This window comes from Acinetobacter sp. GG23 (genome assembly GCF_057766365.1).
Map to the genome: position 1 here is coordinate 163,054 of NZ_JBYMDJ010000006.1, position 26,618 is coordinate 189,671.

The following is a 26,618-nucleotide window of genomic DNA, read 5'->3' on the forward strand; positions in this document are numbered from 1 at the left end:
GTTGGCGTGCATTTTGCTTTATTTCGACAACATTTAACGCGTTGAATGTCCCATAACAGGGAGGAATAACAAGAGGTGCAGATGCCATTGCGCTATTTTAATACAGGATGCTTTCGCTAATGGATCAACCCGTCGGGATCGACTATCGCCTTTTAGTGGATAACTTAACCACTGCCATTTTACTGGTTGATAGGCAGCTGAATATTTTTTATTTAAATTCTTCTTGTGAATCTTTGTTTGACATTAGTTTGCTACGTGCTTCAGGTCAACCTGTCTTAAATTTACTGCATATGCCGAATGATGAATTCAATACTGAAGAAGCCTTGTTAAATACCTTTGTCACAGGACAGCACTATACTCGCCGGGAAGCCACTATTAGTGTGAACTTTAAAGATATTCATGTGGATTATACGGTTTCACAAATAAATGCCCAAAAACCGTATCACCCTCTTCTACTGATAGAATTGAATCCAATTGACCGGATGTTAAAAATCTCCAAAGAAGAAAACCTGATTCAACAACACCAAGTTGCCCGCCAACTGATTCGTGGTGTGGCACACGAAATTAAAAATCCCTTAGGCGGCATTCGTGGTGCAACCCAACTGCTGGCACGTAGTTTAAATGATCCTCAATATTCAGAATTTACCGACATTATTATTAGTGAAGTGGATCGCTTACGTAATCTGGCGGATACCATGCTCGGTTCACGTCAATTACCAAGTTATGAATTGGTCAATGTACATGAGCCACTTGAACGTGTCCGTTCGCTGATTACCAATCAAACCAAAAAGAAAATCAAAATCATCCGGGACTATGATTTGTCTTTACCCGATGTCATGGCAGACCGCGATCAAATGATTCAGGTCATGCTCAACATTAGCGTAAATGCAGTACAAGCCATGATGGAAAATAAAGAATTCTTTGTTGACCATCAACCTGAACTTATCTTGCGAACACGAATTCAACGCCTCGTTACTATTAATGGTGTTTTAAAGCGTTCTGCTGTTCGTATTGACATTGAAGACAATGGTCCGGGTGTGCCGGAAGAAATTTTAGAATCGGTGTTTTATCCATTGGTCACAGGACGTGCCAAAGGCACAGGCCTTGGTTTGAGCATTGCACAAAATATTATGCACCAACATAGCGGAATGATTGAATGCCAGTCAGTTCCAGGAAAAACAGTTTTTAGCTTATATTTACCTTGGGAGTTTAACCATGTCGCGAAATAAAATATGGGTAATTGATGATGATCGCGCCATGCGCTGGGTACTGGAAAAAACATTTAAAGAAGAAGGTTTTGACGTTACCAGTTTTGAAGAAGCCCAATCTGCGCTTGATCAACTGAGTATAGACACACCTGATGTAATTTTGACCGATATCCGTATGCCGGGAATAGATGGTCTAACCTTTTTAGGCAAAGTCAAAACCAGCCACCCTGATCTACCTGTCATTATTATGACTGCACATTCAGATCTGGAATCTGCGGTTTCAAGCTATCAAACCGGTGCTTTTGAATATTTGCCAAAACCTTTTGATATTGATGAAGCTTTGGCATTGGTCAATCGCGCAATTTTGCATATTGCCAAGTTGCAACAACAAGAATCTGCAAAAACAGCACCGCCTATTCAAACGACCGAGATCATTGGTGAATCACCTGCAATGCAGGAAGTTTTCCGCGCGATTGGCCGTTTGTCACAGTCGCACATTACTGTACTGATTAACGGTGAATCGGGAACGGGTAAAGAACTGGTTGCGCATGCCCTGCATCGCCATTCGCCACGTAGCAGCAAGCCTTTTATTGCCTTAAATATGGCCGCTATTCCTAAGGACCTGATTGAAACTGAACTTTTCGGTCATGAGAAAGGTGCTTTTACCGGTGCCAACTCGCAACGCCAAGGTCGTTTTGAACAGGCCAATGGCGGCACGCTCTTTCTAGACGAAATTGGTGATATGCCATTTGAAACCCAAACCCGTTTACTGCGTGTTTTGGCAGATGGTGAATTCTATCGTGTCGGTGGCCATATCCCGGTTAAAGTAGATGTGCGGATTGTAGCAGCCACGCATCAGGACTTGGAGAAACTGGTACAAGATGGTCGCTTCCGTGAAGATTTATATCACCGCCTGAACGTGATTCGTATTCATATTCCAAAACTGGCGCATCGCAGTGAAGACATTCCAATGTTGGCGCAGCATTTCTTGGCACGTGCAGGTAAGGAGTTAGGCGTAAACCCTAAAATCTTACGTCCAGAAACCCAAGAGTATATGCAGCAATTACCTTGGCAAGGCAACGTCCGTCAGCTAGAAAACACCTGTCGCTGGTTAACGGTGATGATCACAGGTCGTGAGGTTTATCCGGAAGACTTACCGTCTGAGTTAAAACAAATTCCAATTCAACGCTCTGGTGATGAAGCGCAACCCCATGGTTCTTTTGATCGTGTTTCGCTACATCATTGGGATGAATTACTGGCGCAATGGGCGATCCAAAAACTTAAAAACGGCGAAATGAAGATTCTCGACATTGCTACACCCATGTTCGAGCGTACTTTAATTACTGCCGCTTTACAGCAAACCCGTGGTCGTAAACGTCATGCTGCTGAATTGCTCGGCTGGGGACGCAATACGCTGACTCGCAAGCTGAAAGAATTAGGAATGGACACCGCAGATGAGGATGTTGAAGAAGAAGTTATCGAAAACTAATTTTTCTACTCATCTAAAAATAAAGCTATTTCGGGATAATGTCAGTCAGTTAAAAAATTGATTGGCATTTTCTTTTTTATAATCCTGTATATTCATTCGATACACGGAAACGTTATTCGCAACCTGCGTGGTGTTTGTAAATTATTGTCTTTGCATTAAAGTAGTAAAATGCAGAAAGTGAACAGGTTTTACGAATGACAAAATGTTTTTGGTTCTTTTGGCAAATGAGAAACACGGTTTCGCAGGGAACCACCGAACTCCAAAAATTTGATTAAAAAAGATAAGACTCCGTCGTAAATAACCAAAAAGTTAAAGAATTTATTTTAAAATTTCTTAACTGTCTCGCATTACTCCTTCGGGAGCTTTTTATTCAGTTCTATTTACTTATGCAGTAAAACCTACATAGCGAGAATATCCGGCTATGCCCAAATCAGATTTAAAAATCAAATAATTGGGATAAATTGATTGCGTGATTTCGGCAAACATATTCACCTGATCATCATGCGCATGCAGATCATCCACCGAACGCGGCATGCTTTGCTCAAATTCATCGGTCATATATTCAAAGCCGATATCCATGGCAATAAATAAGGTATGCTCACAAGGCTGCACATACTGCTCTTCAGCCCAATTAATGACATCTTGTTGACAATGTGGACACTGAATGTTGTCCGTTGCTTGAACAGATAAGGGAATAAGTTGATAAGCCATATATAAGACATCAAGTTGCTATACATACATTTTAGCAAAAAAACTAAAGTTCTTTATTTTTTCAATCAAGATTTGCAATAAAAAAGGGAATCATTAGATTCCCTTTTTAAAGTCATGTTTTTTTAAAGATCAGAAATCTATTTATGCGCAGATTTATAACGCGATAATGCAGTAACTGCCACAGCAGAAATTACAACTGCCGGCAAACTCGCCATTAAAATACCTGTGGTTCCTAAACCGAGTGCTAAGATTTTCCCTGTCAGTAGTGGTCCAGTCATGGCGCCTAACCGACCTAGTGAAATAGCACTGCCCACACCAGTTACTTTGCCCGTGCCCGAATAGAAGATGGGTGAAATGCCGTAAAGAATAGACTGCCCACCTGTTGAGAAGATCCCGCCCATTACACCTGCCATAACCAACAGTGGAATAGAATTTGTAGTGAACAACAGACTCAGGGCAACAAATAAACCGCTATAGATAATCACGGCCATCTGCCAAAGTTTTAAGCGATCAAGCAAGTAACCCAAAGCCAAAGTTCCAATCACCGCGCCCACTTGGAATACCAACATCACCATGAATGCTTGTTGTTTTTGCAAACCTTGCTCCATGAGCAAGTTGGGTAACCAGCTAATCAAAATATAATTAATCATGAGGGTAAAGAAAAAACCTACCCAAAGTGGCAAGGTGTTTTTATATTGTTGGTCTTTAAACAATACTTGCGCCATTCCAGGAACCGCTTCTGTAGACACTTGCATTACAGCCACAGGTTTTGGCTTATCTTTAAGAATAATGGCCATAAATGGAATAAGCGCTAACGGCGTTAAACCACCAATCAAGAACAAGGTTTGCCATTGAATCTCGGGCAATAAAATTGCCAGACCCGCTACAAAAATTGCGCCAACGGGTAAACCACAATACATCAAGCTATTTAACTTGCCGCGATTGGCTTCCGTTGCTTCATCACCCACCACTGAAATCATGGTCGGCATTGCCGCACCCAAGCCAAGTCCGGTAAAGAAGCGCGCTGCATATAAGATTTCGATGCTTGGTGCAATTGCAGTCAACGACATGAACACACCAAAAATACCAATAGATAACATCAGGACTTTCTTTTGTCCCAAATAATCCGCAATACGCCCACCAAAGAATGCCCCAAACAGCATTCCAAATACGCCTAAACTAAAGACATACCCCATCTGAACCTGATCTAAACCGAAGGTTGCTGCAATTCCTTTCGCTGCAATACCCGGTGCTTGAAGATCGAAACCTTCAAAAAATGCGACCCAAAAACACAAAAATATCGTTAAGATTTTTTGTAGTTTCCCTGTGTGTGTTTGTGCCATGATTGATCTCCATCAATAGTATACAAATCGTTTTTACAATAACGACTCATCTCACCATTCTCTGTGCAATCGCTCGCTAGAAATAGCACTACAATAGTCGGATTTCATGGCATAAAAATATGAAAGACCAATCAAATTAGACTTAAAAGATTAAACAAATAGACAATTTAAATCTTAGTTTTATTTATTAACACTTGTTTTCAAACACTTACATTTATAGTAGTTATTTATGATTAAACTATACTCAAAATTGATTTATGAAAATTAAGCATTAAAAAACCCGCATAATGCGAGTTTTTTAAATCGGCAAATTATGCAGATTTTTTAGCTTGTACATTCTTACGAATCGTAATCATGACGAGCTGTACTGCAGCAGGTGTAACACCTGGAATACGGCTAGCTTGTGCCAAAGTCTCAGGACGCACATCTTTCAATTTCAATGTGATTTCACGAGACAAACCAGAAACGATATCATAGTCAAAATCAGCAGGAATACGCGTTTCTTCCAGACGTTTCATCTGAGCAACATCTTCATGCTGTCGGTTGATATAACCGGCATATTTCACCGCAATTTCAATTTGCTCACCCACAAATGGAGTGACTTCAGAATGGGTTAATTCTGCAATTTGAGCAAAACTGATATTTGGACGTTTAAGTAAATCAATTGCACTACACTCTTTACTTAAATCCGCACCTGTCATCTCAACGAATTTTTTACCCATTGGATTATTTGGTGCTGCCCATAAGTGCTGTAAACGACCTGTTTCTTTCTCAACGGCTTCCATTTTTTCACAGTAAGCTGCCCAACGCGTATCATCAACCAAGCCTATTTCGCGACCGATTGCAGTTAGACGCTGATCTGCATTGTCTTCACGCAACATCAAACGATATTCGGCACGTGAGGTAAACATACGATACGGTTCTTTAGTCCCGAGTGTAATCAAGTCATCTACAAGCACCCCCATATACGCTTCATCACGTTTTGGTGTCCATTGTTCTTGATCCCAAGCACGGCGTGCTGCGTTTAAGCCTGCAAGCAAACCTTGCGCACCGGCTTCTTCATAACCAGTGGTCCCGTTAATTTGGCCAGCAAAGTACAAATTATTGATTGCTTTGGTTTCAAGTGAGAATTTCAATGCTTGTGGATTGAAATAATCGTATTCGATTGCATAACCCGGACGAAGAATGTGCGCATTCTCCATACCACGAATTGAACGTACCAATTCAAACTGTACGTCAAAGGGTAAAGATGTTGAAATACCATTTGGATAAAGCTCATGCGTATCCAGACCTTCTGGTTCCAGGAATATTTGGTGAGAATTTTTATCGGCAAATTTATGGATTTTATCTTCAATGGATGGGCAATAACGCGGACCTACACCTTCAATTTTACCGGTGTACATCGGTGAACGGTCGAGTCCGCCACGGATGATTTCGTGCGTACGTTCGTTGGTATGCGTGATATAGCAGTTCACCTGTTCCGGGTGCATAGATGCATCGCCCATGAATGACATGGTTGGAGACGGAAAATCACCCGGTTGTGGCGTCATCACAGAGAAATCCACTGAACGCGCATCAATACGTGGCGGTGTACCTGTTTTTAAGCGACCGACTGGTAAATTCAATTCACGTAAACGTGCAGCCAATGAAATTGATGGTGGATCACCCGCGCGACCACCGCTAGACTTTTCAAGACCAACATGGATGACACCACCCAGGAAGGTTCCCGTAGTCAACACAACAGTTTTCGCATCAAAGCGAATCCCCATTTGAGTCACTACACCTTTAACTGTATCGCCTTCAACAATTAAATCATCAGCTGATTGCTGGAAAATATCTAAGTTAGCCTGATTTTCCAGAGTTTCACGAATCGCTGCTTTAAAACGAACACGGTCTGCTTGCGCACGTGTTGCACGTACTGCAGCACCTTTACGTGAATTTAAGATACGGAATTGAATACCACCTTTGTCGGCAGCCAATGCCATTGCGCCGCCCAAGGCATCAATTTCACGAACTAAATGCGACTTACCAATACCACCGATGGCAGGATTACAGCTCATCTGCCCTAAAGTCTCAATGTTATGAGTTAAGAGCAAAGTCTGGCGACCCATACGCGCTGCAGCAAGTGCTGCTTCGGTACCTGCGTGACCGCCACCGATAACAATGACATCGTAAACTTTAGGATAATGCATAATGGTTTGAGAGATAAAAAAGAATGACGGAGTATTATATCAAAACTTGGAAAGATAAGTTGACAAAATGAGTCGATTTTATCAATGAAGACTTGACTGGACATACATTCGCAAAAAAGTTGAAATGTAATCATGCTTTGCAGAGTTACTATAGAAATAAAACACTTAGTGGGCAAAAATTTACGTGATTGGCATTGTTTTATTTTGGTTATTTTTTAAGCTTGATGTTGGATACATTACAAACAAAGGTATAAAAGATGAATAAGAATTTCCTCCTCTCATCCATTCTATGTGGTTTATGTCTTGCACCGTTTGCAGCCTCGGCCAATGATAAAGTTGAAAAGGTTTATAATGCGCAGAAATATCAACAGGTTTGTAAAGGTAAAACTCAAGGCGCTCAAGTCAGCTTTGCTTATCGAGGTGTGATCTGGAATGGTACCTGTGAACCTCAATTCTTCCCTTCTGCAAAAAATGCTTCTGTTAATGGAGATGAAGCAGAATTAACCACTGCTTGTAGTGGAGATATGAATGCTAAAATGGCAATGGTGAATGGTACAGAAATCAAAGGAAAATGCGCTTTAGGTTTTGTACCACCTCGACCTTCAATGCAGTCTCAACCTAATATGCAACGTCAAATGCAGTCCTCACCTGAAATGCAACGTCAAATGTATTCTCAGCCTGGAATGCAACCACAAATGCATTCTCAACCTGAAATGCAAACTCAACCACAAATGCAACCTTAACCTAAACTTCTGTCTCAATAATTTATATAAGACACTAATTTTATTAAAATTATCAACGGGTAAAAGAATTACTTTTACCCGTTTTGCATATTGATTATTTAAAAAACTCGTTTAAACTCCAAGTATATTAAGGATAAAAAATAGAAAAAAGGATATTGCATGGATTCGGGGTTATTTGCTTTTTTTTTACCCGTAGCGCTTGCCATTATGATGACAGGATTAGGGCTAGAACTTACAGTTAAAGATTTTCTTCGTATACAACGCCACCCTAAAGTTATTTTTTTAGCTTTATTTACACAACTGATTATTCTGGTTCTTGTGGCGTTTTTAATCTGTATCTTATTAAAACTTCCCCCATTGTTAGCTGTAGGCTTGATGCTACTGGCTGCTTCACCAGGTGGACCAACTGCAAACTTAATCAGCTATCTTTTTAAAGGGAATGTCGCACTCAATATCACTCTCACCGCAATCAACTCTCTGATTTGTACTTTCACCTTGCCGTTTATCGTCAATCTGTCGATTCATTATTTTCTAGGTGATCATCCAAAAATTGGTATGCCAACGGAAAAAATCACACAGGTATTTTTAATTGTTTTTATTCCTGTCTGTTTGGGAATGTTTATTCGCTCAACCCTACCGCATATTGCATTACGGCTCAACAAGCCCATGCGCTTATTTTCCGTGCTGTTTTTACTCTCTATTTTCTTTTTTGCACTTTATAGAGAACGCTTCAATCTGGGTGAGTATTTTGTTGATATCGGCTTGGCAACTGCACTTTTTTGTTTTATCAGTCTATTAATGGGTTATCTATTGCCCCATCTTGCCGGAATCTCTGACAAACAGGCACGCGCCTGTACCTTTGAAATAGGTATTCACAATACTTCTTTTGCCATGACGATTGCCCTGTCCGTTTTATCCAATACCACGATTGCGCTTCCTGCAGGAATCTATTCTATTTTCATGTACATTTTTGCATTTTCTTTTGGCTACATTTTAACAAGACGCCCACTTCTGCTTAAAGAGGGAAATTCAAAAGCACTCAATGATTAGCAAGTACCTGATTCATAGCTGCCAGATGAATCAGGTATAAAAAATAATGATTCTAGCGCTTAACTGCTTTCATTCTACTTAGAAAGACGAAAATAAATTAAGGCCACTCTAGCTATACTGATCGAAAGTTAATTCCGACTTATTCCAAATATTGGGTTGATCAGCTATACCATTATCATTCAATGTATAAAAATCAATACAACAACACGTAGCCTAAATCAAAAAAGCATCACTTAAAGAAAGGAAATTTCGAATGGATTCAGGAATTATCACCATTTTATTACCTCTAGCACTTGCCATCATTATGATTGGTTTAGGACTGGAGCTCACCCCGAAAGATTTCTCTCGCGTAACCAAGGAGCCTAAGGCTGTCTTAATTGCCCTGTTTTGCCAATTGGTTATTTTAGTCAGCATTGCCTTTATTATTTGCAAAGTCTTAGCGCTGCCTCCTCTTCTTGCTGTCGGCTTAATGCTACTTGCAGCCTCACCCGGAGGAAGTACAGCCAATTTATTTAGCTATCTTTTTAAAGGTGATATAGCATTAAATATTACTTTAACTGCGATCAATTCAGTCATTGCTGCTTTCACTCTACCTTTTATTGTTAACTTTTCAATTCAGCATTTTATGAATGATGGACAACAAATCAGCTTGCAGTTCAGTAAAATATTGCAAGTATTTGCCATTATCATTATCCCTGTCTGTATCGGCATGCTGATTCGGCACTATGCCCCAAACTTCACTGAAAAACTGAATAAACCCCTGCGTATTTTTGCGGTGAGTTTTTTGATCCTGATTATTATTGGTGCAGTCGCAAAAGAACGTCATCAAATTTTAGAATATTTGGCACAAGTGGGTCTGGCAACTGTTTTATTCTGTCTATGTAGTTTGATTATTGGTTATTTTGTACCGCGCTTGCTGGGTATTAATAGTGCTCAAGCACGTGCTTGCGCTTTTGAGATTGGTATTCATAACAGCACCCTTGCCATGACCATTGCACTTACTGTCATGGCAAGTTCCACCATTGCTATGCCTGCGGCCGTGTATTCAATTTTCATGTATGTTTTTGCCGCTGTGTTTGGCATGTTACTTAATAAGTTTGCACCCCAGCCACAACAAGTAGTTACAAGTTAATAAATATGCTGAAGATAAAGGGATTTCAACCTACGTTCTTTTATTTTCAGCATAGTTTTTATCAATATGTAGTTGTTCAAGCCCGAGTTCCGTTACAATACTATTTTTAAAAACACAAATTTAGGTTATCTCCGTGAAGTGGTTACAAATTCATATTACCGTTGATCAAGCTCAAGTCGATTTTACTGAAACCCTGCTCAACTCTTTAGGCGCTGTAAGCGTAACTTTGGATGATGCTGAAAATCAGGACTTACTTGAACCACTTCCAGGTGAAACTCCACTTTGGAATAAAGTCATTGTAACCGGTATATATGCCCAAGAAGAAGGCGAAGAAATTGACGTTAATGCTTTAACGACATTTATTACTGCACAAATGCCTGAAGCGCCATTACGCCATGAATTTCTTGAAGACCAAGAATGGGAACGTACTTGGATGGATGCCTATGAGCCCATTCAAATTGGTGAGAAATACTGGATTGTTCCAGAATGGATGGAAGCACCAGAAGCAGACGCTGTAAACATTAAGCTTGACCCAGGTCTAGCCTTCGGCACGGGCAACCATGCAAGTACATTCTTGTGCTTGCAATGGCTCGGTAAAACGGATCTAAAAGATAAAGTTGTCATCGACTATGGTTGTGGTTCAGGTATTTTAGGGGTTGCTGCACTGTTATTAGGTGCCAAAAAAGTATATGCCACAGATATTGATCCTCAGGCAGTGCTTGCAACCCAACAAAATGCTGAATTGAATGGGGTATTAGAGAATTTATTTGTGGGTCTACCCGAGGAATTTAATGAAGAGTTTAAAGATCAAAAAGCGGATGTATTTGTCGCAAATATTCTTGCCGGCCCGCTTATGACACTTGCGCCTGAATTCGCAACTTTAATTAAATCTGAGGGAGAGTTCGCACTTGCTGGCATATTAGAAGAGCAAGTTGCTGATGTTTCTAGTGTTTATTCTGAGTTTTTTGCTATACTCCAAATCGAAAAACGTGATGAACATTGGTGCCGAATTTCGGGAAAACGCCAAAATATCCATTAAAATTTTGAATAGACCATGAGCGAAAAACAAACCTACTGCCCCAACTGTTTTACCAAGTACAAGGTCTCCGTGGCTCAACTGACAGTTGCTCGAGGCATGGTTTGTTGTGCAAAATGCTCGACAAATTTTAATGCGTTAACACATCTTGTAGTAGAAAAAGATCAACCTTCTTCTACTACAACAGCCTCTGCTTTCAATCTTGATAATAAAAATTCTCAATCACATCAAATCACGGCTGAGACTTTCATGGCAAGTCAGCACACAGAACCGCATTTATTAGATATTTTTGATCGCAAAGTAGAAAACTCCAATATTGATTTAAAAACCTATCTCAACAATTTAAATTATTTCAGCACAGATCCGATTGGCACCTACCCCGCACTTAATTGGTCTGAAAAATCAGAACCAGAACAAAAAATAAGTAGCTGGAACTACATGGTATGGGGCGCTGTAAATTTATGCCTGCTGGGTTTACTTATTTTTCAATTTTTTTGGTTTAACCCGAAAATTTTAAATAACAGCCCTGTCTTTAGTGCTTTGTTAAATACTGCATGTCAGGCATTTAATTGTTCACTCATGGAACAAAATTATCGACTCATATCAACCAATAAAGTTAAAGTAAAACAAATTTCCAATCAAAAGACGCAATTTACCGGTGAGCTCATCAATTACCATTCTAAAAGTTTGGCTCTACCGATCATCAAGGTAGATTTAAAAGATAAGGGAGAAATTATTTCTTCTTATTCTTTACAACCTTCTGAATATTTAATTGCTAGTCTTAAAGGATTACAACGAATTCCACAAAATAGTCCTTTTAAATTTAAGTTTAGCCTTCCTATTGAACGTAAAAGCTTTGATACCTATAGTTTAGAAATAATTAGACCTTAATATTGAAAAAAACTATTAAAAAAAACAAAAAAATGTAAAAAAAATGCAGTTTTCTTGCTCACTTTTTCTTAGACAATGCTATCATACGCGCCACGAAAGCTTTGTGCTGCAAACTCCTCAGTATTTTCACAACAATTAAAGTTTAGCTTATATGCGCTTTATTCTAATAATGCGTATTGAGTAGATTTTTTGTTTTGATTTTGGCCGGTAACAAATATTAAACTATTGTTACGCTTATTTTTTAACCAAAAACTGTCGAGTTGTGGCAAGCTAAATGTACAAGTTTTAGAACTTCCGTTTTAGGATCTAAAACGGTGTTCATTTAATTTTATATACCACTTTTATATATCTCTTTACCCAAGTGATATTTGATTTTTCGGATTAATTCGCATGAATAGCAAATCTCCTATTTTTACTGCACAATCTGATGTCGCTCTTCGTATTCACGTAGATCGCGCAGTTCGCCACTATTTTGCACAATTACAAGGCGAGCAACCTTCTCAGGTATATGACATGGTGCTGGCAGAAATGGAGAAACCTCTTCTATCTGTAGTTCTAGAATATACACGTGGAAATCAGACACGTGCTGCCGAGATTCTCGGACTCAACCGTGGTACTTTACGTAAAAAGTTAAAAGCTCACGGTTTAATGAGTGAATAAATGATAAAATGCTCACGGTTACCGTGGGCATTTTTTTTATCTTATGTTTTGCCCGCTGTTTTAATCTAGACCTTTAATATTGTTGACGAAAATCATGACTATTAAACGCGCATTAATCTCTGTATCTGATAAATCAGGGATCGTTGAATTTGCTAAAAACCTTGTAGCTCTTGGGGTGGAAATTTTATCTACTGGCGGTACATATAAGTTGCTTAAAGACAACAATATTGCTGTAGTAGAAGTTTCAGAGCACACTGGGTTCCCGGAAATGATGGATGGTCGTGTTAAAACACTACATCCTAAAATTCATGGGGGTATCTTAGCTCGCCGTGGTCTAGATGAAGCTGTGATGGCTGAACACAACATTGATGCTATTGATTTAGTGGTTGTGAACCTTTATCCATTTGCTGCAACTGTTGCAAAACCTAACTGTTCACTTGCTGATGCAATCGAAAATATCGACATCGGTGGCCCTACCATGGTTCGTGCTGCTGCGAAAAATCATGCCTCTGTAAGTATTGTGGTCAATGCTTTTGATTACGACACTGTGATTGCTGAAATGAAAGCAAACGGTGCGTTATCTCTTGAAACTCGTTTCGACTTAGCCGTTAAAGCATTTGAACATACTGCACAATACGATGGCATGATCGCTTCTTATCTCGGGGCTCGCGTAGGTAAGGAAGAAGGTCAAGCAGACAAATTTGCACGTACCTTCAATACACAATTGAATAAAGCACAAGATTTACGTTACGGTGAAAACCCGCATCAATCTGCTGCATTCTATGTAGAAGACACAGCAACTGAAGCCTCTGTTTCAACTGCAAAACAGTTACAAGGTAAAGAACTTTCTTATAACAACATCGCAGATACAGATGCAGCGCTTGAATGTGTGAAATCTTTCGCTAAACCTGCTTGTGTAATCGTTAAACATGCGAACCCATGTGGTGTTGCTGTTTCTCTTGACGGTATTCAAGCGGCTTATGATCTTGCTTATGCAACAGATCCTGAATCTGCTTTCGGTGGCATCATTGCATTCAACCGTGAGTTAGACGTAGTAACTGCACAAGCCATTGTTGATCGTCAATTCGTTGAAGTGATCATTGCACCAAGTATTGCTGATGGCGTACTTGAAGTGACTGGCGCGAAGAAAAACGTCCGTGTACTTGTATGTGGCGAGCTTCCAGCTATTGATGCACGTCAATCGCAACTTGATTACAAACGTGTGAATGGCGGTTTATTGGTTCAAGACCAAGACTTGGGCATGATCACTAAAGATGATCTTAAAGTTGTAACCAAAGTTGCGCCGACTGAAGCTGAAATCGACGATATGATTTTTGCCTGGAAAGTTGCGAAATACGTCAAATCGAATGCAATTGTTTATGCCAAAGGTCGTCAAACTATTGGTGTAGGCGCAGGTCAAATGAGCCGCGTAAACTCTGCTCGTATTGCTGCAATCAAAGCTGAACATGCTGGCTTGGTGGTTGAAGGTGCAGTTATGGCATCGGATGCATTCTTCCCATTCCGTGATGGTATTGATAACGCTGCGAAAGCAGGTATCAAATGCATCATTCAACCGGGCGGTTCTATGCGTGATGAAGAAACCATTGCAGCGGCTGATGAAGCTGGTATTGCGATGGTATTCACGGGCATGCGTCATTTCCGTCACTAAGTTGGCGAATTGATCATGACTTATTTACAGTCATACGTGCTACATAAAATAGATTCTTAAATCTTTCATAGAGTCCTCCTCCCCTTTGGGTTGAGGACTTTATGTTATTTCGATTCATGGAGTATGAACCGATGAATATTTTAGTTTTGGGTAATGGTGGTCGTGAACACGCACTTGCATGGAAAATCGCGCAAGACGATAAAGTAGCGAAAGTCTTTGTTGCTCCGGGCAATGCCGGCACAGCAACAGAAAACAAATGCGAAAATGTTGCACTCAACATTTTAGACAATGCTGCAATCATTACTTTTGCTCAAGAAAATGCAGTTGATTTAGTCATTGTTGGTCCAGAAGCACCGCTTGTAAACGGTGTAGTGGATGCTTGCCGTGCAGCTGATGTAAAAGTTTGGGGTCCAACTCAATTTGCGGCACAGCTTGAAGGCTCTAAAGCTTTCGCAAAACACTTCCTTAAACGCCATAACATTCCAACCGCATTTTATGATGTGTTCACAGAAGTAGATGCTGCCAAAGCATTTGTTGAAAAAAATGGTGCACCAATCGTCATCAAGGCAGATGGTCTTGCTGCAGGTAAAGGCGTCATCGTTGCCATGACCAATCAAGAAGCATTCGACGCCATTGATGATATGTTGGCAGGTAACAAATTTGGTGATGCAGGTTCTCGTGTTGTAATCGAAGAATTCCTTGCCGGTGAAGAAGCATCATTCATTTGTATGATTGATGGCGACAACATCCTGCCAATGGCGACCTCACAAGATCACAAACGTATCTTTGAAGGCGACCAAGGTCCAAACACTGGCGGTATGGGTGCCTACTCTCCTGCTCCTGTTGTGACTGCTGACGTTTTCGAAAAAGCAATGAATGAAGTAATGCGTCCGACTGTTGAAGGTATGAAAAAAGACGGTCACGTATACACAGGTTTCTTATACGCTGGCTTGATGATTGATGAACAAGGTCAACCGAAAGTGATCGAGTTCAACTGCCGTTTTGGTGACCCTGAAACTCAACCGATCATGATGCGTCTAAAATCATCCCTAGTAGATTTGGTTCAAGCAGGCCTCGAAGGTAATCTTCCTGCGGAAGCAGAATGGGATGAGCGTAAAACTGTTGGTATTGTGCTGGCATCTAAAGGCTATCCAGAAACATCTAGCAATGGTGATGTAATTTCAGGCCTCGACACTGAAATGACAGATGCGAAAGTATTCCACGCAGGTACGAAAGCCAATGGAAATGGCGACATTGTGACTGCTGGTGGTCGTGTTCTATGTGTAACTGCACTCGGTAACACAATTGGCGAAGCACAAGCAAAAGCATTAGAGCTTTGTGAAAAAGTGACTTTTAACGGTGTTCAATATCGTAAAGATATTGGTTACCGTGCGATTGCGCGCGAAAATGCTTAATCTTAATTTGAATTAAGTAAAAACCCCGCTGCGTGCGGGGTTTTTCTTACTTTGCAATAAGATAATTATTAGCTATTTGCTCAAATTTTTCTTTGTGTTTAAGAAGTTCATGGTAATAGTCATACAAAATAGGAATTTATCGTTATATGTTTGAACATCTACTTCAATTTTTTTATTTTTTTAATCTAAGGCATATATGATTTTGTCATGCAACTTATTCAAAGTTTTATATAGATCATTAAACTCATTAGATTCACCTTTATCTAAAACCCTCAATGCAACTTTGTGAAATTTCCCTAAATTTTTAACAAAAATTGTATACTCATCCATAATAAATTTATGTAAGTCTAAAGGTATGTTTTTTTCATTGTAAGGATAAAAATAACTCTTGGTTTCATTTATATAAATTAATCAATATATTTGACCTATTGACCTAGATACTTCATCTAAATATTCCAATGTATTAATCATTAAATCCCTTTTAACCATGAAATTGTTTTGCTCTTTCCATGCATTTAACAAAACAAAAGCAGATAATGGTGCAAAAAGTCCCGCTGACCAACCAAACATGGTTGCTATTGCTGTCCCCTTATCAACTGCTAATGGATAGATTAAAAAATAGGTTATAATTAACATGATAAAAATAATAGCTAGATAACTTATTATTAAGTCTTTTATGATCTTTTCCTTCATTTTTGCACTTATTATGATTTGAATTAAATTGATGATATCTTTAATCAAATTTAAATCAATCATTTAGACAATCTAGGATATATAGAATTTAAAAAAGATGATCAAAATATCAACCCCTCGGCTCATCCTCCGCCAATGGCAAGACTCATACACTGCTCCATTTATCAAAATGTGTGCACACGATAAAGTCATGCGCTATTTCCCAAATGAAGTTATCTCCAATGCAACCCGCTTCCATCAATGAATCACATATATCCATTTTTATGATTTAGATTGGATAAAATCTTATAAAGCTCACTATTTAAACATATTCATTAAAATCATAATTTCAATAAAATTAATCTATTGTTTTATGGATTAATTTATAAAAAATTTAAACTTTCTTATGCAAAATAAAGCTAAGTATAAGATTTATAATCACTATTACGCATATAGATTTATTGCTATGATGAGGCAAATTTTGATTGGATAAAAACGCAATCTTATTAATGAATACAATGATTTAAAAAACTATCATCATTTTAAATTATTATTCGACAGATTGCTGATTGCATAGCGTAATTTGTAAATTATATAGTGCTGCACATCTATCAGAGAAAAGTTTGGACATGATGACTGTCATCATGCCTTCGTTCTATACTGATTTCGATTCGACTTAGTCTCTTTAATAAATGATTCGTAAATTTAAAGCCAAAATTAAATTTACTTGGGATGAATACATGAAAAAGCTCCTTGGACTTGTTTTAGGCCTAACCGTTGGCTTGACAGGCTGCTCTAAACCAGAAGCACCTGCAACTGACGCGGCAAAAAATGATACCGCAAAAGAACAAACTGTAGTTATGGCATCGACGGGTTCAGATGCAGATATCTGGCGTTTTATTGCTACATTACCTGAAACCAAGCAAGCAGGTATTAAGCTTGAAGTGAAAAACTTCACTGATTATGTTGCCATGAATACTGCGGTAGCTAATAAAGAAGTCGATATCAATGCATTCCAGTCATATGCTTATTTGGTAGCATTCAATGCATCGAATAAAGACAAGATTGCACCCGTGTCTACCACTTACCTTGAGCCAATGGGTATTTACTCGAGCAAAGTAAAAAAAGTTGAAGAATTTGCCAATGGTGCAACCATTGCCATTCCAAACGATGCAGCAAATGAAGCACGTGCCCTGCTACTTCTTCAATCTGCAGGTCTGTTAAAACTTAAAGCTGACTTTAATCCTGCAACAGGCACTCCAAACGACATTACTGAAAATGCTAAAAAAATCGTGATTAAACCGATTCAAATGGCAACCGCTGTTCGCGTGAAAGATGAAGTAGATGCAATTGTTTTAGGCAATACGCTAGCGCTTGAAGGTGGCTTGAACGTACTGAAAGATTCGATCTACTATGAGCCAGTAGACCAAAGCACCAAGTTAAATGTAAATATTTTAGCGACTGCTGAATCACGTAAAGATGATCCTCTACTACAGAAAGTAGGTGCGTTGTATCATACTGAAGCTGTGAACAAATATGTTCAAGAACACTTTGGTGGCACTAAGGTTGATGTAAATAAACCAATTAGTTATTTAACTGAAACGAAATAGTAATATAATCATCTAAACCAAACAGGCAAAGACATTTTGCCTGTTTTTTATTTTCTGCCTAGTTTCTGACGATATGATTGAATTTAAAAACATTTCAAAGCACTATCAGCTCAAAGGTCAAACTATACGTGCCTTGGACCAAATTAATTTGGAAATTCCAGCAGGCAGTATTTTTGGCATTATTGGTTATAGTGGCGCGGGTAAAAGCACCTTAATTCGTTTGATTAATTTATTGGAACGACCGAATGAAGGTCAGGTAATTATTAATCAAAAAGATTTTACTGCTTTGGATGCACGCTCATTACGTCAAGAACGTGCAAATATCGGTATGATCTTTCAGCACTTCAATTTATTGCAAACCAAAACTGTCGCGGCAAATATTGAAATGCCACTGAAACTTTTGGGTGTAAGCAAGGTTGAACGTGAAAAGCGCTTAAACGAATTACTTGAGTTTATTGATCTCAAGCATAAAAAAGATGCTTTCCCCGATGAGCTTTCGGGCGGGCAGAAACAACGGGTCGGTATTGCCCGCGCACTTGCCAATCATCCCAAAATTTTACTCTGCGATGAAGCGACTTCTGCACTTGATCCACAAACCACCAAATCTGTTTTGGCCTTGCTCAAAAAAATCAATAAAGAACAGAATATCACCATTGTTATGGTGACCCATGAAATGGATGTGATTGAAACGGTTTGTGATTATGTTGCTGTGATGGAACAAGGCAAAGTCATTGAAACCGGTTCCACCCTTGAAATTTTTAGTCAGCCACAACATCCGACCACTAAAAACTTTATTCAGACTGTGCTTCAGCAACAGTTGCCGGTCAACATATTAAAGAACCTGGAAAATCAGAATCACAACAGTATTTATTGCCTGCAGTTCTTAGGCAGATCTGCCCAAGAAACTGTGGTCCAAGCGGTGATTAAGAAATTTGATATCAGTTTAAATATCTTGTTCGCCAATATGACTGAAATTAATGGCACCGTAATTGGACAAATGTTTATCCAGTTGCTGGGTGATCCGGAAATTATCCAGCAAGCAATTGAATTTTTAGAGAAAAATGGCGTGAAAGTTGAACATTCAGGAGATCAGGTATGAGAGATTTAATCGTACAGTGGCTCACTGAACTTACCGCACCGTTTTGGCAGAGTTCCCTGTCGATTGACCAGTTTGTCACTGCCCTACAAGAAACCTTTCACATGGTGTTCTTTGCGATGCTGTTTGGCGGAATTTGGGGATTTATTCAGGGTATTGTGTTATTGGTCACCCGACCTGAAGGGATTCTGCCGAATCGTGCGGTTTATCATATTTTAAATCCGATTGTGAATGCCCTACGCTCGCTCCCTTTCATCATTCTACTGATTGCGGTTATTCCTTTAACCAAATTTTTAGTGGGTACGTCAATCGGGACTTGGGCAGCGATTGTTCCACTGACCATCTATATTGGCCCGTATATGGGACGCCTGATTGAAACGTCATTATTAGAAGTCAATGAAGGCATCGTGGAATCTGCTCAGGCCATGGGTGCTACCCCATTACAAATTATTTTCAAGTTTATTTTGCCGGAATCACGCAGTTCACTGATTTTAAATTTAACCACTGCCACCATCAGTTTAATTGGTGCAACCGCGATGGCGGGTGCAGTCGGTGCCGGTGGTATTGGTGATTTGGCGATTTCCTATGGCTATCAACGCTTTGATACCAGCGTGGTCATTTTAACCGTGATTGTGCTTTTACTCTTGGTACAAATTGTTCAGACCATGGGTGAATGGCTCGCCAAATTAAGATAATTTAAGATAAATAATCATCCGGTCAAAGCTTTAAAACCCTCAGTTAGAATAATGCCAGTCAGTTAAGAAATTGACTGGCATTTTTTATTTCGAATTCATCATGTTATTTGAGACGAGGAAACGTCATTCGCAACTGCTTGAGACAAGAATATATTTAACAAGTTACTGTTTCTGCGACAGATTTGCTACTTGGTGGTAATGAACGAGCTTTGCGATGAAAGGACTTTAAATAAATTATTTAAAGTCTTTGTAAGATGCTTTTCTTGCGAAGCTTCGCTTCTCATTTGGCTAAACAAAAGAACTGACGAAATCTGAATACTTGGGTTAAAAAGATAAGACTCCGTTGTGAATAAGCTAAAAGCTAAGGAGTTCATGATTCACTCTCATAACTGATCAGCATTACTTACTTAGAGGGTTTTTATTTGGCAAAAATATTCTGGTTAAAAATAATTCAATTTCCGACTTTATCAATAAAAACATCAGTTCTAACCAATATTGCAATTAAAAATCTGCTTCGATTTTGATAAATATTAAGCCATTCCTGTATTCAGAGCATGCTAAAATAGCCGTCAGTTTTTGCAGGGACTCATTTATGCACTTTGTTCATCTTGGAATACATACAGAATTTTCAATTACGGAATCGATCGTACGTATACCTGATCTTATGAAAGCTGCAGAGAATGATGCAATGCCAGCTTTGGCATTAACAGATCTGTCCAATTTGCATGCCGCAGTTAAATTTTATAAAAAATGTCTGAATAACGGCATCAAACCGATTTTGGGCGGTGTCATTCGCCTGAATGATGCAGAACATAAAGCAACCCTGCTTTCCATGACCAATAAAGGCTGGCGCAGTCTCACTGAAATTGTTTCGCGTGGCTTTATTGAAGGTCAGCAGCTTGATATTCCTTGCGTAAAAAAAGAATGGGTGCTTGAACAGAATCAAGACATCATCGTGCTATTAGGCATGCATAGTGATGTCGGCAAAATGCTCAATTCCTCCAACCCGCAAAAAGCTGAAGCCCTGCTAGAAGAATGGATTGAAAAATTTGGTAATCGTGTTTATCTGGCTCTGACCCGTACTGACCGCCCCGATGAAGAGAGCTTTATTGCAGGCGCAGTTAAGCTGGCCCAGAAATACAATATTGGTGTTGTGGCACATAATGATGTGCATTTTATTGCACCAACCGACTTCGAAGCACATGAAGCGCGCGTGTGTATTGCCGATGGTTATGTGCTTGGTGATAACCGTCGCCCACGTTCTTACACGCCTGAACAATATTTCAAAACTGCCGAGCAAATGACTGAACTGTTTTCAGACATTCCAACAGCGATTGAAAATACCTACCACATTGCCAAGCGCTGTAATGTCAGCTTGCGTTTAGGCTTCAATGACCTTCCCGACTTCCCCATTCCAGAAGGTCATACCATTGATACCTTCTTTGAGCATATTTCTCAGGAAGGCCTGGAAGAACGTTTAAATTTCCTTTATCCCGTTGAAAAACGTGATGAAGACTGGCCTGAAATTCGTAAAGTTTATGATGAACGTCTAGCCTACGAGATTGGTACCATCCTGAACATGGGATTCCCCGGCTACTTCCTGATCGTGATGGACTTCATTCAGTGGTCCAAAAATAATGGCGTACCGGTCGGTCCGGGACGTGGTTCAGGTGCAGGCTCACTGGTGGCGTATAGCCTGAAAATTACCGATCTCGATCCGCTACGTTATGACCTGCTGTTCGAACGTTTCTTGAACCCTGAACGTGTTTCGATGCCCGACTTTGACATCGACTTCTGTATTGCAGGTCGTGACCGGGTGATTGACTATGTGGCCCGTCATTACGGACGAGATGCAGTATCACAGATTGCCACTTTCGGCACCATGGCGGCAAAAGGTGCCATCCGAGATGTTGCGCGTGTACTGGGTAAATCTTATGGACTTGCAGACCGTATCTCCAAGTTGATCCCGACCAAGCCCTTAGGTGTAGACCTTCGTGCGGCCATCGACATGGAACCGCAGCTTAAAGATATCGTCACCAATCCATCCAATCCAGACAATGATGATGCGGCTGAAATCTGGGAAATGGCGCTGAAACTTGAAGGTATTACCCGTAATACCGGTAAACATGCCGGTGGTGTGGTGATTGCACCGGGTAAAATTACCGACTATTCAGCCGTCATGTGTGATGCAGATGGCACCAACCGCGTCGCCCAATTCGACAAAGACGATGTTGAATCAGCCGGTCTGGTCAAATTCGACTTCTTGGGTCTGCGTAACCTGACCGTAATTGAAGATGCGATTCAAAATATTAATAAACGCGTTGGACCGGAAAAAACCGTGGATATTGCGCATATTCCGCTAGACGATGCCAAAGCCTATTCGATATTCGCAAATGCCAATACCACAGCGATCTTCCAGTTTGAATCCGTCGGCATGAAAAAAATGCTGAAAGAGGCGCGTCCAAGCAAGTTCGAAGAAATTATCGCTTTCGTATCCTTGTACCGTCCGGGTCCAATGGATCTTATTCCTGACTTTATCCACCGTATGCATGGCGGTGAGTTTGAATATCTGCATCCCTTATTGGAAGGCGTGCTTGAGCCGACTTACGGGATCATGGTATATCAGGAACAGGTGATGCAGGCTGCACAGTACTGTGCCGGTTATACCCTCGGTGGCGCGGACATGTTGCGTCGCGCCATGGGTAAAAAGAAACCTGAAGAAATGGTCAAGCAGCGTCAAATCTTTATTGAAGGTGCTGCAAAAAAAGACATTGATGAAGCCACAGCCAACCATATTTTTGACTATATGGAGAAGTTTGCAGGTTACGGTTTTAACAAATCACATGCGGCAGCTTACGCCTTAATTGCTTACCAAACAGCATGGTTAAAAGCCTATTATCCGTCTGAATTTATGGCAGCAGTACTCACTTCGGAAATGCAGAATACCGACAGTATTGTATTTTTGATTGATGACTGCCGAATTAATGGCTTAGAAGTGTTTCCACCTTCTATTAATATGTCTTTTTACCAGTTCCATGCCAGTGATGAAAAAACCATTGTTTATGGTCTAGGTGCCATTAAAGGCGTGGGTGAAGCAGCTATGCAATCGGTGATTGACTCACGTTTTCAGGATGGTCCTTACAAAGATTTATTCGATTTTTGCCACCGTATTGATTTGAAAAAAATTAATAAACGGACTTTGGAAGCCCTCATCCGTTCAGGTGCTCTAGACTGTTTGGGCATTGATCGTGCCAGCATTATGGCGCAGTTGCCTGAAGCGGTTCAAGCGGCTGAACAGGCACGCTCTAATCGCGAAACCGGAATTATGGATTTATTTGGTGAAGTTGAAGAAGTTCAACGCAAACCGTCTAAACCAGTAAAACCATGGTCAGATGAAGTTCGCCTTAAAGGCGAAAAAGACACGCTTGGCTTGTATCTCACCGGACATCCGATTGATGTTTATCGTCCAGAGTTAAAATCCTTTATTCCTGTACGAATTAATGAATTAACCCCGACACGTCGCGGTGTCACCACGGTATTTGCTGGATTGGTGGTGGATGTTGCCAACTTCCCGAACCGGATGATGGTGACTCTAGACGATGGTACGGCACGTATAGAAGTTTCTGCCAATCATGAACGCTTCCAGCGTTTTAAAGATGTCATTCAGGCCGACCGTGTGGTGGTGATTGAAGGCGAAATCTATGAACGTGAAGGTTATGACCGTCCAATGGGACGCTTGACCAAAGCCTTTAGCCTGAATGAAATTCGCCAGAAACGTGCCAATAGCATCCAGATTAAACTCAATCATGAACATCTGAGCAAAACATTGAGTCAGGATTTACAAAAGATTCTGCTTCCGTTTTGTAATGTCGATATGTGCAATCATATTCCAATGCAATTACAAATTGATTACCCCTACGCTTCAGCGCAAGTTCACTTGGGTCTGAATTGGAAAGTTGCACCGCAGGATGAACTGCTGTCAAAATTGCGCGATTATTTTGGTAAAGATGTCATCCATATTGAATACCAGGTGAAATCCAAAGCCGCGAAGGCTGCGCATCATCAGGGCAAGCCAGTCCAGATCGCACCGCCGCCGGCCAATGTCAGCATGGATGATGCGATGGATCTATATCAGGCAGAAGCCAAACAATATTCTTAATTTTTAAATATTTAAATTCAAATCGGACACATTATGAGTCAAGTTGACAATGCTGTTGTTTCAGCACATCTCTCCCATGTGCGTATTGTCATGGTCAATACCACATTACCGGCGAATATCGGTAGTGCTTTACGTGCAATGAAAACCATGGGCTTATCCAAGCTGGTACTGGTTGAGCCTAAGACCTATCCGCACCCGGACATCAATGCTTTGGCAGCAGGTGCGGCAGATTTAATCGAACAGATTGAAATTGTGCCCACTTTAGAAGACGCGATTAAAGACTGTCATCTGGTTTTTGGCACCAGTGCGCGTAGCCGTACCATTCCATGGCCTTTGCTGGATGCTCGTCCTGCTGCGGAAAAATCACTGAATGCTGTGGTAAATGACCAACAGGAAATTGCCATTATATTTGGTCGTGAAGACCGTGGTTTGACCAATGAAGAATTGGCGATGGCCAATTATCACGTTACTATTCCGGTCAATAACGATTACGGCGTACTCAATGTTGCCCAAGCCATTCAGGTAATTTGCTATGAAATGCGTATGGCGGCAATGGCATTGACTGAGCAGAAAGAAGATCCAGAAGCCACCATGCATGTGACCGATGAAATTGACATGCACTGGGATGAGCCATTGGTTACGCATAAACAAATGGAACAGTTCTACCCGCATATTGAAAAAATGTTGGCAGAAATTGAATTTATGGATCCAAAAAATCCACGTTTATTGCCTTTACGCTTGCGTCGGCTCTTTGGACGTATACAATTAGACCGTATGGAATATCATTTACTTCGCGGCATATTCACGCGTGTACAAGCGATAAATAGCGGTAAATGGAAAAAATCTATGGATAAAACAACAGATTCTTCAGAGGATCAATCTAATGCTTAAACAGCTTAAAGAAGATATACAGGCTGTATTCGCGCGCGATCCTGCAGCTCGAAACACCCTAGAAGTTCTCACCACCTATCCCGGCATACATGCGCTGATTATGCACCGGATTGCCCATGAACTTTGGCAAAAAGAGTGTAAAGGCTCTGCGCGCCTGCTGTCTTCTTTTAGCCGTTTTGCCACTGGCATTGAAATTCACCCGGGTGCGAAAATTGGTCGTCGTTTTTTTATCGATCATGGCATGGGTGTGGTGATAGGTGAAACTGCCGAAATCGGGGATGATGTCACGCTTTATCACGGCGTAACACTTGGCGGAACCACCTGGAATAAAGGTAAACGTCATCCAACCCTTGAAGATGGTGTGGTGGTGGGTGCTGGTGCCAAGATTCTTGGACCATTTACTGTCGGTAAAAACTCCAAAGTCGGTTCCAATGCAGTTGTGACCAAAGAAGTTCCGCCAGATACTACGGCTGTTGGTAACCCCGCCCGCTTTATCACCAAAGACAAACCCAAAGATGCTGAAGAGGCACGTCGCCGAGATTATGCAGAGAGCATTGGTTTCCAACCCTATGCGGCAACACAAGATCAGTCAGATCCTATTTTAGATGGTATGCGTGTTCTACTGGATCGCATTCAGCATAATGAAAAACGCATGAACAGTTTATGCCAGCGTTTATCTTTACTCGATCCTTCATTTAAAAAACAGCAAGACGAACAGCCGTTCAGTGTTGAAGAACTTAAAATTATTGAAGATGTACGCCGTGAATGTGAAGCGCAAAGCAGTCAATCCAAAGCCTAAAGTACTTATCTAAAAGATTAACAAGCGCTAACTTGCATGTTGATGCCAGTTTTTTTAGACTGATGAGCATGCAAGTTCGGTTTGTTGGCACTTCATTTATGTTTGTGACGGCGCATACTTTTAGCTGATATGAGATGAAGCAGGAATTTAGTTATTTTATAAATGAGTGCTTCGTAACGATATAGCAGTAAACACTAATCAATTTTAAAATTAAATGAATGGATGACCTATATGACCCTTAAGCCTTTGGCATATACATTAATTGCTGTATCTTTATTATCCGCGTGTAGCACGACCCCTAAAAAAGATGAAAAGCCAAATAGTCCGATTATTTTCACTGAACCTGATTTGACTGCCCCATTCTATGCACTGAATCCATTTAACTATGATGCTCCGCCTCCTTTTGAAATCGCTTTAAAACAAGCTGCAGTACAGCCTGTAAATAAAGTGGAAGTGAATCTTCAAAGTGATCCTTCCAAGAAAGTAACGCTAGATGTAAACAAGCTGATTATTCCAACCGTGAACAGCAATGAGCGTAATTTAAAATTTGCCGTACTTGCAGGTGAAAATGAAATTGATGTCACTGAAATTGATGATTTTTTACAACTGGTTGAAGGTAAAGCACGTCATTACCCACCTCGTTTTACTGAGCGTCAAGAACGTAAAGGGTTTGAAGCAAAATTAAGAGAATTGACTCAACAGCTCGATACATTAGCATCTAGAGACAATGCATCGTTTGATGTTCTGATCCGCGCATTTAAAGCCAGCGTGATGGCGCGTAACCTGGACTTGGGTTCAGTCTACACCACTAAATCTTTAACCTATGCACAACGTATTTTAAAAATTAATAAAGAAGATGCGGAAGCAAACTTCTGGTTTGGTTTTGGTTTATCCGAAGGTGGTGGTCAGCGTGAAGCAATTCCTTATTTAGATAAGGCGATGAAAGCGGGTGTTCAAGAAGCCTATCTCTCTGCGGCAAATAACTACATTGCCATGGAACAAAAGAAAAATGCGATTCAAACTTTGAAAAATTACAAAGTAAAATATCCGCAAGAAGCTGAAGTGGCTGACCGTTTAATTGCTGAAATTGAAAAGCAAGGTCGCTGGAATGTATGGCAAATCCTTACTCCACCTAAAGCATCTTAATTTTAATTAAT

The 26,618-nt window shown here is 40.3% G+C and carries 20 protein-coding genes and 2 pseudogenes; 18 read left to right on the forward strand and 4 right to left on the reverse strand.

The annotated features are described in order from the left end of the window. Positions 1 to 119 precede the first annotated feature (119 nt). Positions 120 to 1,229, forward strand: a complete 1,110-nt coding sequence (gene glnL / locus AC3CAU_RS11480; RefSeq protein WP_131214602.1) for a nitrogen regulation protein NR(II) — start codon at positions 120 to 122, stop codon at positions 1,227 to 1,229. Then, complete coding sequence (gene glnG / locus AC3CAU_RS11485; RefSeq protein ID WP_131214604.1) at positions 1,216 to 2,697, forward strand: nitrogen regulation protein NR(I); 1,482 nt, start codon at positions 1,216 to 1,218, stop codon at positions 2,695 to 2,697. The genes glnL and glnG overlap by 14 nt, the downstream gene beginning before the upstream one ends. A gap of 384 nt (positions 2,698 to 3,081) precedes the next feature. Here glnG and AC3CAU_RS11490 read toward each other — a convergent pair whose 3' ends face one another. The 3 genes from AC3CAU_RS11490 to mnmG form a co-directional block, all read right to left on the reverse strand. After that, positions 3,082 to 3,408, reverse strand: a complete 327-nt coding sequence (locus AC3CAU_RS11490) for a hypothetical protein (protein ID WP_447052853.1) — start codon at positions 3,406 to 3,408, stop codon at positions 3,082 to 3,084. A gap of 137 nt (positions 3,409 to 3,545) precedes the next feature. After that, positions 3,546 to 4,751, reverse strand: coding sequence for a 3-(3-hydroxy-phenyl)propionate transporter MhpT (gene mhpT, locus AC3CAU_RS11495; RefSeq protein ID WP_424619782.1), 1,206 nt, complete (start codon positions 4,749 to 4,751; stop codon positions 3,546 to 3,548). A 311-nt stretch (positions 4,752 to 5,062) separates the two neighbouring features. Beyond that, positions 5,063 to 6,943: a tRNA uridine-5-carboxymethylaminomethyl(34) synthesis enzyme MnmG gene (gene mnmG / locus AC3CAU_RS11500; RefSeq protein WP_447052852.1), complete on the reverse strand. Its 1,881-nt coding sequence runs from the start codon at positions 6,941 to 6,943 to the stop codon at positions 5,063 to 5,065. Positions 6,944 to 7,200: 257 nt separating this feature from the next. Here mnmG and AC3CAU_RS11505 point away from each other — a divergent pair. The 8 genes and pseudogenes from AC3CAU_RS11505 to purD all read left to right on the forward strand — a co-directional run. Beyond that, positions 7,201 to 7,551, forward strand: a pseudogene (locus tag AC3CAU_RS11505) (hypothetical protein); the annotation flags it as partial. A gap of 294 nt (positions 7,552 to 7,845) precedes the next feature. Further along, positions 7,846 to 8,736, forward strand: coding sequence for a bile acid:sodium symporter family protein (locus AC3CAU_RS11510; RefSeq protein WP_447052851.1), 891 nt, complete (start codon positions 7,846 to 7,848; stop codon positions 8,734 to 8,736). A gap of 253 nt (positions 8,737 to 8,989) precedes the next feature. After that, the gene (locus tag AC3CAU_RS11515) at positions 8,990 to 9,868 is read left to right on the forward strand and encodes a bile acid:sodium symporter family protein (protein WP_447052850.1); all 879 of its coding nucleotides are present in this window, start codon (positions 8,990 to 8,992) and stop codon (positions 9,866 to 9,868) included. Between the two features lie 133 nt (positions 9,869 to 10,001). After that, the gene (gene prmA, locus AC3CAU_RS11520; RefSeq protein ID WP_447052849.1) at positions 10,002 to 10,907 is read left to right on the forward strand and encodes a 50S ribosomal protein L11 methyltransferase; all 906 of its coding nucleotides are present in this window, start codon (positions 10,002 to 10,004) and stop codon (positions 10,905 to 10,907) included. 15 nt (positions 10,908 to 10,922) lie between these two features. Then, positions 10,923 to 11,795: a DUF3426 domain-containing protein gene (locus AC3CAU_RS11525; RefSeq protein WP_131214620.1), complete on the forward strand. Its 873-nt coding sequence runs from the start codon at positions 10,923 to 10,925 to the stop codon at positions 11,793 to 11,795. Between the two features lie 390 nt (positions 11,796 to 12,185). Continuing rightward, positions 12,186 to 12,455 (forward strand): DNA-binding transcriptional regulator Fis, encoded by a 270-nt coding sequence (fis, locus tag AC3CAU_RS11530; protein WP_001086304.1) that lies wholly within the window; start codon positions 12,186 to 12,188, stop codon positions 12,453 to 12,455. Positions 12,456 to 12,549: 94 nt separating this feature from the next. Next, positions 12,550 to 14,124 (forward strand): bifunctional phosphoribosylaminoimidazolecarboxamide formyltransferase/IMP cyclohydrolase, encoded by a 1,575-nt coding sequence (gene purH, locus AC3CAU_RS11535; protein ID WP_131214622.1) that lies wholly within the window; start codon positions 12,550 to 12,552, stop codon positions 14,122 to 14,124. A 131-nt stretch (positions 14,125 to 14,255) separates the two neighbouring features. Further along, entirely contained in the window at positions 14,256 to 15,539 is a 1,284-nt protein-coding gene (purD, locus tag AC3CAU_RS11540; protein ID WP_447052848.1) for a phosphoribosylamine--glycine ligase, read from the forward strand. Positions 15,540 to 15,950: 411 nt separating this feature from the next. On the opposite strand, the gene AC3CAU_RS11545 is transcribed toward purD, so the two are convergent. Next, on the reverse strand, positions 15,951 to 16,295 hold the full coding sequence (locus AC3CAU_RS11545) for a hypothetical protein (RefSeq protein ID WP_250697828.1): 345 nt from the start codon (positions 16,293 to 16,295) through the stop codon (positions 15,951 to 15,953). 34 nt (positions 16,296 to 16,329) lie between these two features. Here AC3CAU_RS11545 and AC3CAU_RS11550 point away from each other — a divergent pair. From AC3CAU_RS11550 to AC3CAU_RS11585, 8 genes and pseudogenes are all read left to right on the forward strand, one after another. Beyond that, a pseudogene (locus AC3CAU_RS11550) lies at positions 16,330 to 16,467 on the forward strand (GNAT family N-acetyltransferase); the annotation flags it as partial. 484 nt (positions 16,468 to 16,951) lie between these two features. Continuing rightward, a complete protein-coding gene (locus tag AC3CAU_RS11555) occupies positions 16,952 to 17,821 on the forward strand; it encodes a MetQ/NlpA family ABC transporter substrate-binding protein (RefSeq protein ID WP_131214626.1) in 870 nt (289 codons plus the stop codon). Between the two features lie 73 nt (positions 17,822 to 17,894). Then, positions 17,895 to 18,920 carry a methionine ABC transporter ATP-binding protein gene (locus tag AC3CAU_RS11560; protein ID WP_447052847.1) on the forward strand — a complete coding sequence of 342 codons (1,026 nt, stop codon included), beginning with the start codon at positions 17,895 to 17,897 and terminating at the stop codon, positions 18,918 to 18,920. Continuing rightward, a complete protein-coding gene (locus AC3CAU_RS11565; RefSeq protein ID WP_447052846.1) occupies positions 18,917 to 19,612 on the forward strand; it encodes a methionine ABC transporter permease in 696 nt (231 codons plus the stop codon). The genes AC3CAU_RS11560 and AC3CAU_RS11565 overlap by 4 nt, the downstream gene beginning before the upstream one ends. A gap of 592 nt (positions 19,613 to 20,204) precedes the next feature. Further along, complete coding sequence (dnaE, locus tag AC3CAU_RS11570; RefSeq protein ID WP_447052845.1) at positions 20,205 to 23,771, forward strand: DNA polymerase III subunit alpha; 3,567 nt, start codon at positions 20,205 to 20,207, stop codon at positions 23,769 to 23,771. 33 nt (positions 23,772 to 23,804) lie between these two features. After that, positions 23,805 to 24,662, forward strand: coding sequence for an RNA methyltransferase (locus AC3CAU_RS11575; protein WP_424619358.1), 858 nt, complete (start codon positions 23,805 to 23,807; stop codon positions 24,660 to 24,662). Next, positions 24,655 to 25,461, forward strand: coding sequence for a serine O-acetyltransferase (gene cysE, locus AC3CAU_RS11580; protein ID WP_424619356.1), 807 nt, complete (start codon positions 24,655 to 24,657; stop codon positions 25,459 to 25,461). The genes AC3CAU_RS11575 and cysE overlap by 8 nt, the downstream gene beginning before the upstream one ends. 231 nt (positions 25,462 to 25,692) lie before the next feature. Then, positions 25,693 to 26,607, forward strand: a complete 915-nt coding sequence (locus AC3CAU_RS11585; protein WP_447052844.1) for an ABUW_2363 family tetratricopeptide repeat lipoprotein — start codon at positions 25,693 to 25,695, stop codon at positions 26,605 to 26,607. Positions 26,608 to 26,618 lie beyond the last annotated feature (11 nt).

Coding starts and splice junctions, on each gene's coding strand:
- cysE (WP_424619356.1), top strand. CDS start 24,655: ATGCTTAAACAGCTTAAAGAAGATATACAGGCTGTATTCGCGCGCGAT.
- AC3CAU_RS11490 (WP_447052853.1), bottom strand. CDS start 3,408: ATGGCTTATCAACTTATTCCCTTATCTGTTCAAGCAACGGACAACATT.
- mnmG (WP_447052852.1), bottom strand. CDS start 6,943: ATGCATTATCCTAAAGTTTACGATGTCATTGTTATCGGTGGCGGTCAC.
- AC3CAU_RS11565 (WP_447052846.1), top strand. CDS start 18,917: ATGAGAGATTTAATCGTACAGTGGCTCACTGAACTTACCGCACCGTTT.
- AC3CAU_RS11515 (WP_447052850.1), top strand. CDS start 8,990: ATGGATTCAGGAATTATCACCATTTTATTACCTCTAGCACTTGCCATC.
- AC3CAU_RS11560 (WP_447052847.1), top strand. CDS start 17,895: ATGATTGAATTTAAAAACATTTCAAAGCACTATCAGCTCAAAGGTCAA.
- AC3CAU_RS11510 (WP_447052851.1), top strand. CDS start 7,846: ATGGATTCGGGGTTATTTGCTTTTTTTTTACCCGTAGCGCTTGCCATT.
- purD (WP_447052848.1), top strand. CDS start 14,256: ATGAATATTTTAGTTTTGGGTAATGGTGGTCGTGAACACGCACTTGCA.
- fis (WP_001086304.1), top strand. CDS start 12,186: ATGAATAGCAAATCTCCTATTTTTACTGCACAATCTGATGTCGCTCTT.
- AC3CAU_RS11585 (WP_447052844.1), top strand. CDS start 25,693: ATGACCCTTAAGCCTTTGGCATATACATTAATTGCTGTATCTTTATTA.
- mhpT (WP_424619782.1), bottom strand. CDS start 4,751: ATGGCACAAACACACACAGGGAAACTACAAAAAATCTTAACGATATTT.
- AC3CAU_RS11555 (WP_131214626.1), top strand. CDS start 16,952: ATGAAAAAGCTCCTTGGACTTGTTTTAGGCCTAACCGTTGGCTTGACA.
- glnL (WP_131214602.1), top strand. CDS start 120: ATGGATCAACCCGTCGGGATCGACTATCGCCTTTTAGTGGATAACTTA.
- AC3CAU_RS11545 (WP_250697828.1), bottom strand. CDS start 16,295: ATGATTGATTTAAATTTGATTAAAGATATCATCAATTTAATTCAAATC.
- glnG (WP_131214604.1), top strand. CDS start 1,216: ATGTCGCGAAATAAAATATGGGTAATTGATGATGATCGCGCCATGCGC.
- purH (WP_131214622.1), top strand. CDS start 12,550: ATGACTATTAAACGCGCATTAATCTCTGTATCTGATAAATCAGGGATC.
- AC3CAU_RS11575 (WP_424619358.1), top strand. CDS start 23,805: ATGAGTCAAGTTGACAATGCTGTTGTTTCAGCACATCTCTCCCATGTG.
- AC3CAU_RS11525 (WP_131214620.1), top strand. CDS start 10,923: ATGAGCGAAAAACAAACCTACTGCCCCAACTGTTTTACCAAGTACAAG.
- dnaE (WP_447052845.1), top strand. CDS start 20,205: ATGCACTTTGTTCATCTTGGAATACATACAGAATTTTCAATTACGGAA.